General features: G+C 59.4%; 12 protein-coding genes. 5 read left to right on the top strand and 7 right to left on the bottom strand.

Annotated elements, in window-relative coordinates; translation table 11 throughout:
* Positions 1-63: 63 nt before the first annotated feature.
* Both AC13E3_RS09710 and ilvG read right to left on the bottom strand, forming a co-directional pair.
* A complete protein-coding gene (locus tag AC13E3_RS09710; protein WP_008170585.1) occupies positions 64-342 on the bottom strand; it encodes an ACT domain-containing protein in 279 nt (92 codons plus the stop codon).
* On the bottom strand, positions 339-2039 hold the full coding sequence (ilvG, locus tag AC13E3_RS09705; protein ID WP_008170584.1) for an acetolactate synthase 2 catalytic subunit: 1701 nt from the start codon (positions 2037-2039) through the stop codon (positions 339-341). The genes AC13E3_RS09710 and ilvG overlap by 4 nt, the downstream gene beginning before the upstream one ends.
* A 312-nt stretch (positions 2040-2351) precedes the next feature.
* On the opposite strand from ilvG, the gene AC13E3_RS09700 reads away from it, so the two are divergent.
* Positions 2352-3434 (top strand): efflux RND transporter periplasmic adaptor subunit, encoded by a 1083-nt coding sequence (locus tag AC13E3_RS09700; RefSeq protein WP_273069175.1) that lies wholly within the window; start codon positions 2352-2354, stop codon positions 3432-3434.
* A 5-nt stretch (positions 3435-3439) separates the two neighbouring features.
* Positions 3440-6523 carry an efflux RND transporter permease subunit gene (locus AC13E3_RS09695; protein ID WP_053114759.1) on the top strand — a complete coding sequence of 1028 codons (3084 nt, stop codon included), beginning with the start codon at positions 3440-3442 and terminating at the stop codon, positions 6521-6523.
* Here AC13E3_RS09695 and AC13E3_RS09690 read toward each other — a convergent pair.
* A complete protein-coding gene (locus AC13E3_RS09690) occupies positions 6520-8145 on the bottom strand; it encodes a methyl-accepting chemotaxis protein (protein WP_092031474.1) in 1626 nt (541 codons plus the stop codon). The two genes, AC13E3_RS09695 and AC13E3_RS09690, sit on opposite strands and share 4 nt — an antisense overlap.
* A gap of 154 nt (positions 8146-8299) precedes the next feature.
* Here AC13E3_RS09690 and AC13E3_RS09685 point away from each other — a divergent pair, with 154 nt between their 5' ends.
* Positions 8300-9043 (top strand): pseudouridine synthase, encoded by a 744-nt coding sequence (locus AC13E3_RS09685; protein WP_008170576.1) that lies wholly within the window; start codon positions 8300-8302, stop codon positions 9041-9043.
* Here the strand turns inward: AC13E3_RS09685 and AC13E3_RS09680 are convergent.
* Complete coding sequence (locus tag AC13E3_RS09680; RefSeq protein WP_008170574.1) at positions 9028-10884, bottom strand: putative bifunctional diguanylate cyclase/phosphodiesterase; 1857 nt, start codon at positions 10882-10884, stop codon at positions 9028-9030. The genes AC13E3_RS09685 and AC13E3_RS09680 overlap by 16 nt on opposite strands.
* A gap of 125 nt (positions 10885-11009) precedes the next feature.
* On the bottom strand, positions 11010-12506 hold the full coding sequence (locus AC13E3_RS09675) for an amidase (protein ID WP_273085197.1): 1497 nt from the start codon (positions 12504-12506) through the stop codon (positions 11010-11012).
* A gap of 162 nt (positions 12507-12668) precedes the next feature.
* Between AC13E3_RS09675 and AC13E3_RS09670 the strand changes: the two genes are divergently transcribed.
* Positions 12669-13277, top strand: coding sequence for a methyltransferase family protein (locus AC13E3_RS09670; RefSeq protein WP_041645084.1), 609 nt, complete (start codon positions 12669-12671; stop codon positions 13275-13277).
* A 20-nt stretch (positions 13278-13297) separates the two neighbouring features.
* Here AC13E3_RS09670 and djlA read toward each other — a convergent pair whose 3' ends face one another.
* Complete coding sequence (gene djlA, locus AC13E3_RS09665; protein WP_053114762.1) at positions 13298-14077, bottom strand: co-chaperone DjlA; 780 nt, start codon at positions 14075-14077, stop codon at positions 13298-13300.
* 138 nt (positions 14078-14215) lie between these two features.
* On the opposite strand from djlA, the gene alkB reads away from it, so the two are divergent.
* Positions 14216-14866, top strand: coding sequence for a DNA oxidative demethylase AlkB (gene alkB / locus AC13E3_RS09660; protein WP_092031480.1), 651 nt, complete (start codon positions 14216-14218; stop codon positions 14864-14866).
* Positions 14867-14870: 4 nt separating this feature from the next.
* Here the strand turns inward: alkB and AC13E3_RS09655 are convergent, their stop codons facing one another.
* On the bottom strand, positions 14871-16151 hold the full coding sequence (locus AC13E3_RS09655) for an MgtC/SapB family protein (RefSeq protein WP_092031483.1): 1281 nt from the start codon (positions 16149-16151) through the stop codon (positions 14871-14873).
* Positions 16152-16161: the final 10 nt, after the last annotated feature.

Raw genomic sequence — 16161 nt, 5'->3', positions numbered from 1 at the left:
ACCTCAGGCTACAAATAGACCGTGCCCGCCAAATCTCAGGCTGAACGGATCACAACTCCGAACTTAGGCCGAACGAGACCGGGCCACAGATCCAGCCGCGAGGGCAACCTCGGCAACCGTGTGCAGCTTCTCCAGTTGCGACTGCAACATGGCAATCGGCCTTGTACCCTCCAAAGTCAGTGCGATATCCAGATGCTCGCCAGCGGTTTCAACCGCCATGGTGGCAATCCGGAACCCGCGGATGCGGACCACCTGGCAGAGCCGCTCCAGGGCGGCGGCTTCGTGGGTCATGCGGCAGTTGATGGTGTAGCTGGGCGTTGATGGCTGGCTTTGCGGGTTCATGCAACTTGCTCCTTGCTGGCTTTTGCGGTGCGGGCGGTTTCGTCGATCATGTCTGTGTTGCTTGCGCCGGGTTTGACGATGGGCCATACGTTTTCTTCACGGCTGATGGCAACGTGCAGCAGCATCGGGCCGTTGTAGGCCAGGATGGTTTCGATGCCGCGGCGGATCTGGTCGGTGCGTTCGATGTGCAGGGCCGGAATGTCGAAGGCCCGGGCCATGGCGACGAAGTCGGGGTTGTCGTCCAGGTTTATCTGGCTTTCGCGGTTGTTGTAGAACAGTTCCTGCTGCTGGCGGACCATGCCCAGGCACTGGTTGTCCATGACGATCAGCTTTACCGGCAGGTTGTAGCGGCGGATGGTGGCCAGTTCCTGGGCGTTCATCATGAACGAGCCATCACCGGTTACGTTGATGACGGTGCTGTTGCGATCCGCAAACTGGGCGCCGATGGCGGCGGGCAGGCCGAAGCCCATGGTGCCGAGGCCGCCACTGGTGAGGTGGTGCCGTGGGTGGTCGAATTCGTAGTGCTGGGCTACCCACATCTGGTGCTGGCCAACGTCGCAGGCGATGACGGTGTCGTCCGGGGCAATCCGGGAGAGCTGGCGGATGAAAGCCGGGCCGGTGATCGGGGCCATCGGATCATCGTTGTCGGCCGCATGGAAGCCACCGGTGGTGTGCCAGGTGCGGCACTGTTTCTGCCAATCACTGATGGCCAGTGGCTCGGCCTGCAATGCGTCCGCCAGTGATTTCAGTATCTCGTTCAGGTCGCCGCGGATGGCCAGATCGGCGCCGCGCAGTTTGTTGATTTCGGCGGCATCAGCATCAATGTGGATCATCCTGGCGTTGGGCGCAAAGCCATCCAGTTTGCCGGTGGCGCGATCATCAAGGCGCGCGCCGATAACCAGCAGCAGGTCGCACTCGTCGACCGCCTTGTTGGCTGCCCGGGAACCGTGCATGCCCAGCATGCCTAGGTTATAAGGATTGTGTTTGCCGGGGTTGCCGATGCCCTTCAGAGTCACAACCGCGGGCAGGGCGGAGGATTCGGCAAAGGCCCGGAAGCTGTCCTCGGCGTGGGCCAGGCTGATGCCACCGCCGGTGTAAAGCAGGGGCTTGCGGGCGGCGCGCAGCATCGCCAGGGCTTCCGTCAGGTCGGTTGAAGCTGTTTCACGGGCTTCAGGCTGGGGGAAGGGCGCATCGGCCGCTTCGGACAGCAACAGGTCCTTGGGGATATCAATCCAGACCGGCCCGGGGCGACCGCTCTGAGCCAGTTCGATCGCCTCTTCCATGATGGTCGGCAGGCTGTTGGCATCATCGATCAGGTAGCTGTGTTTAACGATGCCCAGGGTCATGCCCAGTACGTCGGTTTCCTGGAAGGCGTCGGTGCCGATCAGGCCCGAGGGAACCTGGCCGGTGATCACCAGCATGGGAATGGAATCCCGGTGCGCGTTGGCAACGCCGGTGATCAGGTTGGTGGCGCCGGGGCCCGACGTGGCAATGCAGACGCCCAGCTTGCCACTGGCCCGGGCGTAGCCGTCTGCCGCCAGGGCGCAGCCCTGTTCATGGCGGCACAGCACATGCTCCACGCCCACATCGTCCACCAGCGCGTCGTATAGCGGCATGATGCAGCCACCCGGATATCCGAAAACCGTGCTGATGTTGTGGCGGTGGAACGCGTCAAGAATGTGCTGTGCGCCGTTCATGGTCGTCTTTCCCTTTTCTTTTGCCGTAAAAAAAGAAACCCCCGGGACCTTTCGGTGCCGGGGGTTTCTGGTGTCTTGTCAGGTTTGTCGCTATCTCACCCGCTTGTCCACGCAGAAGCCCCCGGACGGTACCACGACCACCAGGACAAGCTTCACAAGGACAATCACTGCGTTGAGATTCATAAAATCGACAGTCTGCTCTGAATTCGTAAAAAGATTCTGTGTAGAATCTACCCCACGTTTTTAGCCGGATGCAACCGTTAATTGCCGGTTTTTTCTGCCAACCTCCGATTCAGCAACAGTGAGCATTCAATGACGAAAGCAAAATGGGGTTCTCTTGGGCTGTCACTTCTGATCGTGATCGCAATGGTGATCTGGATGGCGACTGGCGAGGTGAAGGTGGCCAGTGACGAGGCTCCGGAACGTCAGGACAGCGGCGATGGCCAGCCTACAACGGTGCAGGTGGAAACCCTGACGGCCCGGCTGCATGAGCCGGGCCTGATGCTGCAGGGCCAGTTGGAGCCCTGGAGTTCGGTGATGCTGAGTGCCCAGGTGCCCGGCCGCGTGGAGTCTCTGGCTGTGAGTCTGGGTGAGCAGGTCCAGCAGGGTCAGAAGCTGCTTACGATAGCTGATGAAGGGCGGAGTGCCGCGGTGTTGCGCTGGCAGTCCCAGGTTCGGAAACTGGAAGCGGACCTGGTGGCGGCCCGCCGGCTCCGCGCCAATAACCTTGCCTCGGAATCCCAGATTTTGAGCCTGGAAAGCGAACTTGCTGCCGCTGAAGCGGAGCTGACCGGTGCCCGACAGGCCATCAGCCACCTCACTCCCGAGGCGCCTTTTGACGGCATTATCAACAGCAAATCGGTGGATATCGGCGATCTGGTGCAGGTGGGTTCCCCCCTGTTTCAATTGGTGAGGGTGGATCGCCTGAAGGCTACCGCGCAGATCCCCCAGCAATCGGTGGGCAATGTGGCGCCCGGTCAGTCTGTTCGCGTGGATTTGCTGGATGGCAGCCGTCTTTCTGGCGTGGTGACCTTTGTGGCCAGCGCTGCCTCGCCCGAAACCCGGAGTTTTGCCGTGGAGATCGCGGTGGAGAATCCGGATCGCAAACGGGTGGCCGGTGGCAGCGCCAGCCTGCGGGTGGCATTGCCGGAGGTAAAGGCGATGTTTATCTCACCCGCTTATTTGTCCCTCGGTGATGACGGTCGCCCCGGTGTGAAATACGTGAACGGTGAGAACCGTGTCGAGTTCGGTGAAGTGAAGTTGTTGAGTGTATCCACCGAGGGTGCCTGGGTGACCGGCTTGCCGGATGAGATCCGCCTGATTACCCGCGGCGGTGGTTTCGTCAGCACCGGGGAACAGGTTGTGCCGGTCGACGCCGCTGAAGACAGGGGCTAGACCGCATGCGCGCACTGATCTTCGCAGCCATTGATCGCAGCCGGACCACCTTGCTGACGCTTCTGTTCCTCCTGCTCGGGGGTATTGCCGCGTTTCAGACCATCCCGAAGGAAGCCAACCCCGACGTCACCATCCCCATGATCTATGTCTCCATGACCCTGGATGGCATCAGCCCGGAGGACGCCGAGCGTCTGCTGGTGCGGCCCATGGAGCAGGAGCTGCGTTCGCTTGAAGGCATCAAGGAAATGCGTGGTACCGCCTCGGAAGGTCATGCCTCGGTGATGCTGGAGTTCGATGCCGGGTTTGATCCGGACAAGGCGCTTCAGGACGTGCGGGAGAAAGTGGATACAGCACGTACCAAGCTGCCCCAGGAAGCGGATGAACCCAGGGTAAACGAGATCAACGTGTCCCTGTTCCCGGTGCTGTCCGTGGGTCTGTCTGGCCCCTTGTCGGAGCGGGAGCTGATAACCATCGCCCGGCGGTTCCAGGATGCCATCGAGTCTATCCCGGAAGTTCTGGAAGTGGAGATTGGTGGCGATCGGGAGGATCTGCTGGAAATCGTGGTCGATCCCCAGGTGCTGGAGAGCTATGGCGTTGATTTTGATCAGCTGGCTTCGCTGGTAACCCGCAACAATCAGCTGGTGGCGGCCGGCTCGCTGGATACCGGCAATGGCCGCATGGCCCTGAAAGTGCCCGGGGTGATCGAAACCATCGAGGATGTGATGTCCATGCCGATCAAGGTGGACGGTGACACAGTGGTCACCTTCGGCGATGTGGCCATGCTCCAGCGTACCTTCAAGGACCCCACCGGTTTCGCTCGTATCAATGGGGAGCCGGCGCTGGTGCTGGAAGTCTCCAAGCGCTCGGGTGCCAACATTATCGAGACCATTGCCCAGGTTCGTGAGTTGATTGATCAGGCCAGACCGGAGCTGCCGGACTCTCTGGAAATCCGCTACATCATGGACCAGTCCGAGGAAGTCCGGGATATTCTCAGTGACCTGCTGAATAACGTGCTCACCGCCATCGTGCTGGTTCTGATTGTGGTGATTGCCGCCATGGGGCCGCGTTCGGCGGTTATGGTGGGGCTGACGATTCCTGGTGCCTTCCTCACCGGCATCCTGGTGATCTGGAGCATGGGGCTCACGCTCAACATCGTGGTGCTGTTCAGTCTGATCCTGGTGGCCGGCATGCTGGTGGATGGCGCCATTGTTGTGTCGGAGCTGGCGGACCGGAACCTGTCGGAAGGGCAGACGGTAAAGCACGCCTGGGCCGAGGCGGCCAGTCGCATGGCCTGGCCCATTATTGCGTCGACCGCAACCACGCTGGCGGTGTTTGTGCCGTTGTTGTTCTGGCCCGGCGTTGTCGGGGAGTTCATGAAGTTCCTGCCGCTGACGGTGATTATCTGTCTGATTGCTTCCCTGGCCATGGCGCTGGTGTTCCTGCCCGTGCTGGGCAGCACCAGTGGGGGGCGCCGGGCGCGGCAGGGGCATTCTTCGGGGCGCCTGATGGAGGGTTATCGACGGGTACTGGGGCTGCTACTTCGTTCACCGGGGCTGACGTTGATTGGTGTGCTCTGCGTGATCGCCGTGATCTACGCCGCGTACGCCCGCTTCAACCATGGGGTTGAGTTCTTCCCCAGTGTGGAGCCGGATTCCGCCCAGGTTCAGGTGAGGGCGAGGGGTGATCTTTCAGTGTGGGAGCGGGATGCCATTGTGCGTGAAGTGGAGCAGCGGTTGCGTGGCATGCCCGAGGTGAAGGCCCTGTACGCCCGCTCAATGGTACAGACCAGCTCGCAACTGGCGCCAGATGTCATAGGCGTTCTGCAATTCCAGTTTACCGACTGGTTCACCCGGCGACCGGCCAGCGCGATTCTCGAGGACTTCCGCGACATGACCTCTGATATAGCGGGCGTTGAGCTGGAATTCCGCAAACAGGAAGGTGGGCCTGCCGAAGGCAAACCGATAGAGCTACAGGTGAGCAGCCGCGAAGCAAACAGTCTCAATGGCTACGTGGACGAAATCAAAGACCGCATGCGTGAGCTCGGTGGTTTCGTGGACATCGAAGACGACCGCAGCCTTCCGGGGATTGAGTGGCGGCTGCAGGTTGACCGGGAAGCCGCCGCTCGCTTCGGTACCGATGTGCTGGGTATCGGCAGTGCCGTGCGCTTGGTGACCAACGGGTTGAAACTGGCCACCTATCGCCCTGAAGACGTGCGGGATGAAGTGGACATCGTGGTGCGAGTTCCGAATAACTGGCGGGAACTGGATCATCTGCAGCGCCAGACCATTCATACCTCCCGGGGCCAGGTGCCGCTCTCTGAATTCGTCGATCTTCGCCCGGGCGACAAAACCAACAGTATTGTCCGGGTGGATGGCCAGCGCACGGTAACCATCAAATCCGATCTGGCACAGGGGCGCCGCGTGGATGAGCTGCTGCGGGCCCTGCAGGCCGAGATGCCGGAACCGCCAGAGGGAATTTCGGTGAAGTTTGCCGGCGAGAACGAGGATCAGCAGCAGGCATCAAACTTCCTTGCGACGGCCTTCCTGGTAGCCATCGGCCTCATGCTGTTGATACTGGTGACCCAGTTCAATTCGTTGTACCAGACCTTCCTGATTCTCTCGGCGATTGTGCTCTCCACCGCCGGGGTGCTGCTCGGGCTTCTGGTAAACGGTCAGTCGTTCGGCATTGTGATGGTGGGAATGGGTACGATTGCCCTGGCAGGCATCGTGGTAAACAACAACATCATTCTGATCGATACCTACAACCAGATGCGCAAGGACGGGGTTGAGGCCTACGAGGCCGCCCTGGAAACCGGTTGCCTTCGCCTGAGGCCGGTGCTGCTGACGGCCATCACCACTGTGCTGGGGTTGATGCCCATGGTCCTCGGCGTCAATGTGGACCTGCTGACGCCCTCCCTGGGCCTTGGTGCGCCATCAACCCAGTGGTGGACCCAGCTGTCCAGTGCCATCGCGGGGGGGTTGGCGTTTGCTACGGTGCTGACGCTGTTGCTCACACCTGCATTGCTGGTGCTGGGTAACCGGGCCGGTCGGGCTTTCGGGAGTCTGACCAGCCGCTTCCGAACTACTTAATGCTTGATCCGGCCCGCCAGTTCCTGGGCCCGGGCAGCCATGGCTTCCAGTTCAGGTACCGTGCGCAGGTTGTTTTCAGCAGCCTGGTGCATGGCTTCGGAGGTTTCGGCCACATCCGTGACATTGCGGTTGATGTCTTCACAGACACTGGTCTGTTCTTCGGCCGCTGTAGCAACCTGGGTTGTTGCGTCGTTGATGCTGCCCATGCGCCGGTTGATTTCGGCCAGGGTGGCGCGTACGGCTTCAACGGCCTCGCTGCTTTCCTGAGCTACAACGCCTGAGGCCTGCATGAACTCGGTGGCGTCCCGCGAAGCCCCACTGATGGCGCCGATGATCTGGTCGATTTCCACGGTGGCTTCCTGGGTCTTGGCAGCCAGGTTCCGGACTTCATCGGCAACCACCGCGAATCCGCGACCTGCGTCGCCGGCCCGGGCCGCCTCGATGGCGGCGTTCAGTGCCAGCAGGTTGGTCTGGTCTGCAATTTCCCGGATAACCTGCATAACGTCGCCGACCTTCTTGCCATCATTGGCGAGTTGGTTAACGGTTTCGGCCGAGTTCCGGATCTGGTCGGTCAGACGCCGCATGCTGTCTACCGCCTTGTTGATCTGCGAATCCGCTGTAGCCGTCTCGTCGGATGTCTGGCTCACTTCGGTGGCTACCGAGGCAGCGTGACTGGCCACATCCTCCGCGGTGGCAGACATTTCGTTCATGGCTGTCGCAATCTGCTCAATGCGCTGGTGGGCCAGGTCAGACTGGCTGACGACACTGTCGGCGTTCTGGCGGATCAACTCGCCGGTATCGTTCAGTTGCCTGGCGTTCTCGCTCAGTTGGCTTCCGGTATCGCTGAGGAAGCGGTGCAGGCTTCGGGCAGCGTCGGCCAATTGCCCCAATTCGTCAGCCCGCTGCATGGTTACAGGATCCGAAAGATCACCGTCGCCCAGTCGGGAGATCTGCGAGGTGAGCTTCTGTGCGGGCCGGACCACACCTGACAAAAGGACCATTATCAGCGCGATGGTACCCAGAATGATGGCGGCAATCAGAAGACCCGCCACCAGCCAGCTACGCTCGGTGACAACGGTGTTCAGGGTTCGGGCCCGGACAAGGCTATCTTCACGGACTGCGGTTGCAGCATCTACAATCAGTCTGGCAGGTTCACGGTCGATCCCCTGTACCGCGGCATCGCCTGCGTTCGGATCAAAGCCTGAGCGTGTGAACGCCTCGAATCCCTCACGATAGGCACGCCCCATCGTCTGGTGTGCCTGTTTGAAGTCGGACATCAGTGACTTTGCCTGTGGCTCCTGAATTCGGGGAATCAGGTCATCAAGCTGGCTCTGTATTGATGCTTCGCGCTGCTGAAATCGGCCCCAGTATTTGTCCAGTTGTTCCGGGTCGGCTCCGCGGATCAGGACGTTTTTCCACTCCTGGACCTGGGTCTTGAAATCAGAAAGCACATCCTGGGCTTCAAGGGCGTTCACCATCCTGGTACTTACAAGACTGTTGAAGTCATCTTTGACTTTCAGGGAGAAGTTCAGGTAAATCACCGCCACTGCGGCGACGACTAGATTTGCCGTCAAAACGACGAGAAGAACCCGGTTGAGAATGCTTTTCGAGTACCAGTTCATCAGCTATTCCTGGGAGCGATCGATGGTAAGGGTGTGTCGCTAGTGTATACGTAGCGTTAGTTGATTAGGTTATCTACTTTGGTATCGGCTAGGGAAGCGGGCTCTTGAATGCAATTGGCCGACTTGAATATGAAGCTTTTATGACATCTATCTTATGAGCAACCCACTAACCGTTCTTTACCGGGACGAACACCTTCTGGCTGTCCACAAACCGGCCGGGCTGTTGGTTCACCGGAGCCCTATCGACAAACACGAAACCGAGTTTGCCCTGCAATATGCCCGGGCGCTAAATGAGGGCCAGCATGTTTACCCGGTCCATCGACTGGACCGGCCTACCTCCGGCGTCCTGGTGTTTGCCAGGGACAGCGACACTGCCCGCACGCTGGGTATGGCGCTGATGGCCGGTGAGGTGACGAAAACCTATCTGGCGATGGTGCGTGGCTGGCCGCCGGAACACGGGGAGATTGATCATCCCTTGCGAGAGGAACCGGAGGATCGACGGCTGAAAGGGGAAGAGCAGCCGGTGCGGGACGCTCTCACTTATTACCGCACGCTGGCGACGACCGAGATACCAGTGGAGATCGAGAAATACCCGAGCAGTCGCTACGCCGTTGTTGAACTGAACCCGAAAACTGGCCGAAAGCACCAGTTGCGCAGGCATATGAAACACATCAACCACCCGATCATTGGCGATGCCAATCACGGTCGGGGCCGCCACAACCGCTATTTTGCAGAGCGATTCGGCCAGGGGCGGTTGATGCTGGCCGCAACCCGGATGGCATTCCAGCACCCGGTTTCGGGTAAACCACTGACCATTAGCGCCGCGCCTGAGGCGAGCTTTCTGGAGGTGTTATCGCTTTTCCCGGGATTTGACGTACGGGATCACTCGGAAAAGTAGCGCTTGATAAACCCTGGGTAGGGAAGCGGTTTACTGTAACGGTAGCCCTGAAGGTAGTCGCAGCCTTTCTCGAACAGCCAGCTTTCATGGGCTTCGCTCTCCACACCTTCTGCAACGACAGAAAGGCCAAGCCCCCTGGCCAGGCCAATGATCGACAGGGTGATAGCGCAATCGTTTTCGTCATCCGGAAGGTTGTTGATGAACGAGCGGTCGATCTTGATGCGGGAGAAGGGCAGGCTTTTGAGCCGGGACAGCGATGAGTACCCGGTGCCAAAGTCGTCGATAGCGAGCTCGGCGCCGGCGTGTACCAGCTGTTCCAGAACCCGACCGATGACACTGAAATCACCCTGGATGGAGTCTTCGGTCACCTCAAACTGCAGGGCACTGACCGGCATGCCCTGGTTACCGCAGATCTCTTTTACCAGCTCTGGCAACTCTGGGACCAATATCTGCTCTGCCGACAGGTTGACGGATATCGTTGGTAATGGCGTATTCCGGTCTTTTGCCTCACGCCAGTGAGCGCAGACGTTTTTCAGCACACAGGCGCCCAGCTCATACATCAGGCCGGCGCTGCGCGCCACGTCCAGAAATTCAATCGGTGACAGCCAGCCACGTTGCGGGTGCTGCCAGCGAACCAGGGCCTCGGCGCTTTCCAGCTGTGTTCCCGTGCGGTCCATGATTGGCTGGTAGAAGACATCGAGGCCGCTGGTTCTGAGTGTTTCCCGCAGCTCGCTCTCGAGCGCAAACCGGGAGCGGGCTGTCATCTGGATTTCCGAATCGAACAGGGTCGAACGGTCCCCGCCCTGCCGCTTCGCGTGGTACATCGCAGCCTCTGCACCTCTGAGCAGTTCTTCTGACTCGTGGCAATCGCCCGGGAAGTGACAGATGCCCACACTGGCACTGACATTCAGATCCTGATCGGACACCCGGATAGACTGGCGAATACGGCTGTGGATCTCGCGGATCACCTCGTCCAGAAAGCTCGGCTGGGTGTAGTTGCGAATAACCAGGGCAAATTCATCCCCTCCAATGCGCGCCAGAAAGTCCTTGCCCGCCAACTGGATTTCTTTCAGGCGCTGTCCGATATCGGCGATGACCTGATCCCCCGCCTGAGGGCCAAGGCCATCGTTGATGGTTTTCAGGCGGTCAACGTCAATCCAGAGCAGTGCAAGACTGCCGGTACCCCGGCCTTTGATCTTGCGCACCAGGTGGTTCAGCCGGTCACGCAGTGAATCAATGTTGGCGAGTCCGGTGAGGGAGTCGTAGCGACTGACGTATTCCAGCGCCCGCTTGGATCTCAGCCATGCCTCGTGAGTGTTCATCAGGCTTATGGTGTCTGCAATGGCAGCTGACAGCGAAATGTCCGGGACCGACCAGTCACGGCGCACACTTGACTCCAGGCAGACAACCCCGCTGAGTTGTTCGCCGTCGAAAATCGGCGCGTCTAACATGGAATGAATGTTTTGCACGGACAGATAATCGCGGTCGAAGGAACGGGTACGGATATCATTGCGGGCGTCTTCCACGGCAATGACTCGTTCTTCGGTGATGGCGCGGAAGTAGTCGGGGTGGTCTGAGCGAAACAGGTTGAACTCTGAGCCATTCTGCGCGATGCAGCTATTGCGGCCGGGCAGCTCTGTGTCGTGAAGCCACTCACAGGTGATCCGGTCCCGTTCTGGAGGGAAAAGCCAGACACTTGCCCGTTTCACGCCCAACAGCCGGGTGCACAGCTCCATGAGGGCTGCCAGCTTCCGGGGGCGGGGCATCTCGATAAAGCTGGTATTGTGGCTCAGCTCCATCAGTGCCTTGTGGTGGGTCACGAGGACTTCACTGTCACGCATGGCCGGGCTCAATAAATTGTCCTTCTTCGAATTACGAACGGCCTTGGCTCTCGGTTTGGATACTTGAACAGGTTATGTCTAAGTTCTTTAAAGAATATGGCAGCTGTTTTTATAAGTGTCCAACTTCAAACGGGATTGGTCAGTGAGTCCCTGGTGTTTTGTTCCGCACTGCCAGGATTGTTCCGGCTGAAATCGCAAAGCAGCGGCCAGGGATGGGTGGCTTCCAGAGTGAAGGCGATATCCAGCAACGTCCGTTCGCCTCCGTGCCGCCCCATAAACTGAACGGACACGGGCAGTTGATCGGGCGTGTGGCCCATGGGCAGTGAGATTGCCGGTGCGCCCGTGGCGTTTGCCAGAGGGGTGAAGCTCACATACTCGCGCAGCCGTTCGAACAGGGTGTCAAAAGGCACATCGGGGCTCAGGTGGCCAAGGGCGGGCGTGGTGTGGCCAAGTACCGGTGTGAGCACGGCATCAAATCCGGCCATGGCATGTGCATAGTCGTGCCAGGAACGCTTGAGCCGCCAGAGTGCGGTTGGCAGGCGCCAGAACTGTCGCCGGAACATCCTGTCGAGGCCGTTGGTCAGGCCGTCTGTTTTGTGTTTGTCGAAGGCCGGGTGAAGCAGTTTCCTGCCGTTGGCCCTGATGCCGAAGGCGAGCAGTGCCCAGTACAGGGCAAAGTCATCAGGGAAGGTGCTGTGCACCGGAACGGGCACTGGCTCAATGCGGTGGCCCATTTTTTCCAGCCTGAGCGCCGTTTCTTCGACAGTCCGTCGGGTGATGTCATCGGTTTTGTGACCATTGATGGAATCCAGCACCAGTCCGATTCTCAAAGGACGACCGGAGGGGCCCTCCATTCTTCCAATGGCCGGCAGGCCGGGATTGCGGAAATAGGTCTCGGCCTGCTCGAAAAAATTAGCGGTATCCCGTACCGAGCGCGTCACTACGCCCTCGCTGATAATGTTGATCGGCAGGGAGGCTGCCGCTTCGTTGTCTATCAATCGTCCTAGTGTGGGCTTAAGGCCGACCAGGCCGCAGCAGGCGGCCGGAATCCGTATGGAGCCTCCGCCGTCATTCGCGTGGGCAATGGGTACCACGCCGGCCGCCACAAGGGCCGCTGAACCGCCTGAGGAGGCTCCGGAGGAATAGGCCAGGTTCCACGGGTTACAGGTTGCCGGCGCGTGTGCGGGCTCGGTTGTGGCGTTGAATCCGAATTCCGGCAGGGTGCTTTTACCCAGGCACAGAAAACCCTGGGCAAGCAACTGGCGGGCAAATGGACTGGTATCGGATGCAGGAACGCTGGGCACGGCCAGGGAGCCGTGCCGTGTGGTCATGCCCGACACGTTGGTGTTGTCTTTGATAAGTGTTGGAACACCGCGGAACAGGGGAAAGGAACCGGTCTGGTCGGCGGCATCAAGCTTTGAAGCAGTCCGGATCGCCTGGTCGTAATTCGCCGAGGCCAGACCGTGAAGGAGCGGTTCGACCGCCTGTGCGCGAGCGATAGCGGCTTGAGTGAGTTCGGTGATCGATATTTCCCGGCGGAGGACCCGTTCGGCAAGGGCAGTGGCGTCATCGCAACCTATCGCGTCGTTTCTGAAACTGTGGCAGGACTGCGGGGCGCTCATGGCCAGACTCTCCTTGAAAGTGATTCCACGACTCTACTGCATTTGAAAACGTGATGACATGTCATTTTAGGTAGGGTGAGTGGTCGGCGGCTAGCACAGGGCCTTTTCACAGACCTCTTCAAATAATAAGCTGTCGGCCTGAAAACGTTGTAAGCGATCCTGATGGAATTTATTGAACCCCTCGTACGCCACTTTCTCGGCATTTTCTTTCTGATGATCGGTCTCCAGTTTGCTGGCCGAAGCCTCGGGCTGTATCAGAGAATGCGCTTTTCGCACATTAACTATGGTGAGCGAGGGAGTGCGCCCTGGTGGCACCGGCAAACCTTCAATGTGTTTCGGGCGTTCATTCTGGGCGTCTGCGTGGTGCGGATTTTTGCGGATATCGACCCCTGGCTGGGCGTGTTCGGCCCGCTCTATGTGTGGCCGATTTTGCTGGTTGGCATGCTCCTCCTGATTGGCTCATTTACTACCGTGAACTATCTGCAGGCCTACATGCATGAGGATTGGCGCTCTGGTATCGATCCTCGGAAGGATGAGCGCAAACTGCTCACAGGCGGGCCATTTGGCCGTTCCCGTAATCCCCTGTTCCTGGCTGTGATGGCTGGGCAGCTCGGTTTTTTCCTGGCCTTGCCCAGTGTGTTTTCCCTGGTATGCCTGGTGGCCGGTGTACTGGTGATCACCCGCCAGGCCCGGGAGGAGGAGAAGGCGCTGGCGGATAAATTTGGCGAGGACTACGAGCGTTATCGCGTGCGGGTACCGCGCTGGTTCTGAACCGGTGACGGCAGAGGGCCTTACGCAGATTTTTTCCGGGCTTCCTTGATCACATCGTAGGCATGACTGATTTCGCGGGTGCGTTCCTCTGCCATCTCCCGCATGCTCTCGGGCAATCCCCGGCCCGCAAGTTTATCCGGGTGGTTCTCGCTCATCAGCTTGCGGTAGGCCTTCTTGAGTTCATCATCACTGGCGGAAGGCGATACCCCAAGAACCTTGTAGGCATCGCTGATCTGATCAGCGGAGGAGGGCTGGCCCGCACCGGCCCGGTTGGTGTGGGCTCCTCGGAGCATGGCTTCCAGCTGGTCCACCTGGCTCTCCGGTAGCCCCAGCCCACGGGCGATTTTTACGAGCATTTCGTGTTCGGCCGGGTGCACCTTGCCGTCCGCAGCTACGGCTGATACCTGAACCTGCAGGAACATCTGGAGAAACGCGGGTTGGCGTCCGCTGGCCTGGAGGAACCGGTTAAGTTCGGCATCCAGGTCAAAATCCGGCTCTTTACCACGGTTGAAGGCGGTTTTGGCCTTGGCTTTCTGTTCTTCATTCAGGCGGAAGCGAACGAACATGGCTTCGGCCATCTGGATTTCATCCCTGGATACCACGCCGTCTGCCTTGCACAGGGCACCCATCACCGCAAAAACCGATTCAATAAAACCGGACTGAATGCTCTGGAGCTTGCCAATCAGGCGGCGCTTGAGAAGGTTCAAGAGAAAGGCACCAATCGCCGCACCTATGAGAAAGCCCGGGAATTTGCCAAAGGCGTAGCCAATCAGACCGCCAATTATGATTGCAAACAGCATTAATAAGTCCTTAACAGGAATGAATCAGCCCATAGAATATACGTGTTTTTCAGCCCGGCTTCATGAACAGGCTTTCATCGACCTGTGAAAAAGCCACGTAAGCTATTAGATTAAATCATTTATGAGGGGGCAGTAGTCATGACCCAAGACCTGTTTTCTAACCTGCCACCGGAACAGACAGTCGAGCCTCTGATGGATGGCGCGGTGGTGCTGCGGCAGTTCGCGCTCCCGAACGCCGAATCACTCATGGCCGGCATTGAAACGGTTACCTCAGAAGCGCCGTTCAGACACATGAAGACCCCTGGTGGCCATGCCATGTCTGCGGCCATGAGCTGCTGCGGGGATCTTGGCTGGGTTACCGATAGCAGGGGTTACCGGTATCAGGCGGAGGATCCGGAATCCGGCCGGCCTTGGCCCGCCATGCCTGCGGCTTTCCGGGAACTGGCCAGAAGCGCCGCCGAAACCGCTGGTTTTGAGGGATTTGAACCGGACGCCTGTCTGATCAATCGATACCAGCCCGGGGCAAGAATGGGGCTGCATCAGGACAAGGACGAGCAGGACTTCACGCAGCCCATCGTGTCGGTTTCTCTGGGCCTGCCGATGGTGTTCCAGTTTGGTGGTCTCAAACGCAGCGAACGCCCCATCCGGGTGCCACTGGGCCATGGTGACGTGGTGGTCTGGGGCGGCCCTGCCCGAATGCGTTACCACGGAGTGTTAACCCTCAAGGCCGGTGAGCACCCGCAGACGGGCGGGTACCGCTACAACCTGACGTTCCGGCGGGCGAGGTAAGGGGTTATTGCAGCCAGGCGACCAGCAGTCCCGCGCCCAGCGAGAGCACCATGGGGATGCCAACCAGCAACCCGGTCTGGCGGTTGCCGATAAAGCCCGCCAGCGCGGACTTCACCAGATTGTTGGTGGCGGCGGCGATAACAATACCGATCACGGCAGTGCTCGTGGCCAGGTTGTTATTGGACATGCGGGTGAGGGAGAGGGTAATGGCGTCTACGTCAGCAATGCCGGAGGTTGCTGCCAGAACATAGATGCCGGCGTCGCCCAGCCAGTTGCCCAGAAATTCGCCCAGCAGAAGGATCGCGGTCAGCAACACGCCGAATACCAGCGCCGAGGTCAGATCCAGCGGGTTCTGGTTGAGGGTTGGCTGACTGACCTGCGTATGGCGATTGTTCCGGCGCCAGATAAGCAGCGCCGGCCCATACAGCAGAGCGGTCATGACCACCACCGGCCAGATCAGGCTGGGCAGCAGGTCACGGTTGATCACCAGGCAATACACCAGGATTCTGGGAAACATGGTACCGCAGGCAATCAGGATACCGGTGGCGAACTGGGCATTGAGCTGAGGGTTCTTCGAGGCCTGACGGGCGAAGTGCAGGGTGAGGGCAGTGGAGGAGCTGAGCCCGGCGAACAGGCTGGTAAACAGGATGCCCTTGCGGGTGCCGGCCACCCGTATGGCGAAGTAGCCGACAAAGGAAATGGAGGCGATCATCACCACCATCCACCAGATTTCCCGGGGATTCAGAACCCCGCCAGGCCCCATCTTTTCGTTTGGCAGCAACGGCAGCATGACCACGGAAATCAGCAGCAGCTTGAGAGCGGCATCCAGTTCATGTTCCTTCAGCTTGTTGACCCAACCGTGGATTTCTTCCTTGTTGTCCAGAATGATTGCGGTTACCACCGCTGCGGCCGTGGCGATGACCGGGTCCACTGCCACCGCCACCGCACCGAAGCAGAAGGTCAGCACCATGCCAACCATACCGGTGATGCTGAAATTACGGATATGCTCAAGGCGCTCGCTGTAGGCCACGATGGCCATGGCCACGACACTGACCAGAAGCACGGGAAACGCCCATTCCGTGATTTCCTGTGCCAATACCGCGGAAATACCGCCAAGCAGGCCTACCAGGGCAAAGGTGCGGATGCCGGCAATTCGCTCGCCGGATTTCTGTTCCCGGGCATCCCATCCCCGCTCCAGGCCAATGATGGCGCCAAGCAAAAGCGCAACGGCGAGGTCGAGAGTGGTCTGGTTTCCGGCCAGAAACTGGGAAGCAAGATCATCCATGGGAGGGCGT

The organism is Marinobacter sp. L-80, assembly GCF_056859395.1.
This window is presented reverse-complemented; position numbering and strand designations above follow the sequence as displayed.

Excerpts from the sequence above, each read along its gene's own strand:
- AC13E3_RS09710 (WP_008170585.1), bottom strand. The coding sequence starts at position 342 with ATGAACCCGCAAAGCCAGCCATCAACGCCCAGCTACACCATCAACTGC.
- ilvG (WP_008170584.1), bottom strand. The coding sequence starts at position 2,039 with ATGAACGGCGCACAGCACATTCTTGACGCGTTCCACCGCCACAACATC.
- AC13E3_RS09700 (WP_273069175.1), top strand. The coding sequence starts at position 2,352 with ATGACGAAAGCAAAATGGGGTTCTCTTGGGCTGTCACTTCTGATCGTG.
- AC13E3_RS09695 (WP_053114759.1), top strand. The coding sequence starts at position 3,440 with ATGCGCGCACTGATCTTCGCAGCCATTGATCGCAGCCGGACCACCTTG.
- AC13E3_RS09690 (WP_092031474.1), bottom strand. The coding sequence starts at position 8,145 with ATGAACTGGTACTCGAAAAGCATTCTCAACCGGGTTCTTCTCGTCGTT.
- AC13E3_RS09685 (WP_008170576.1), top strand. The coding sequence starts at position 8,300 with ATGAGCAACCCACTAACCGTTCTTTACCGGGACGAACACCTTCTGGCT.
- AC13E3_RS09680 (WP_008170574.1), bottom strand. The coding sequence starts at position 10,884 with ATGCGTGACAGTGAAGTCCTCGTGACCCACCACAAGGCACTGATGGAG.
- AC13E3_RS09675 (WP_273085197.1), bottom strand. The coding sequence starts at position 12,506 with ATGAGCGCCCCGCAGTCCTGCCACAGTTTCAGAAACGACGCGATAGGT.
- AC13E3_RS09670 (WP_041645084.1), top strand. The coding sequence starts at position 12,669 with ATGGAATTTATTGAACCCCTCGTACGCCACTTTCTCGGCATTTTCTTT.
- djlA (WP_053114762.1), bottom strand. The coding sequence starts at position 14,077 with ATGCTGTTTGCAATCATAATTGGCGGTCTGATTGGCTACGCCTTTGGC.
- alkB (WP_092031480.1), top strand. The coding sequence starts at position 14,216 with ATGACCCAAGACCTGTTTTCTAACCTGCCACCGGAACAGACAGTCGAG.
- AC13E3_RS09655 (WP_092031483.1), bottom strand. The coding sequence starts at position 16,151 with ATGGATGATCTTGCTTCCCAGTTTCTGGCCGGAAACCAGACCACTCTC.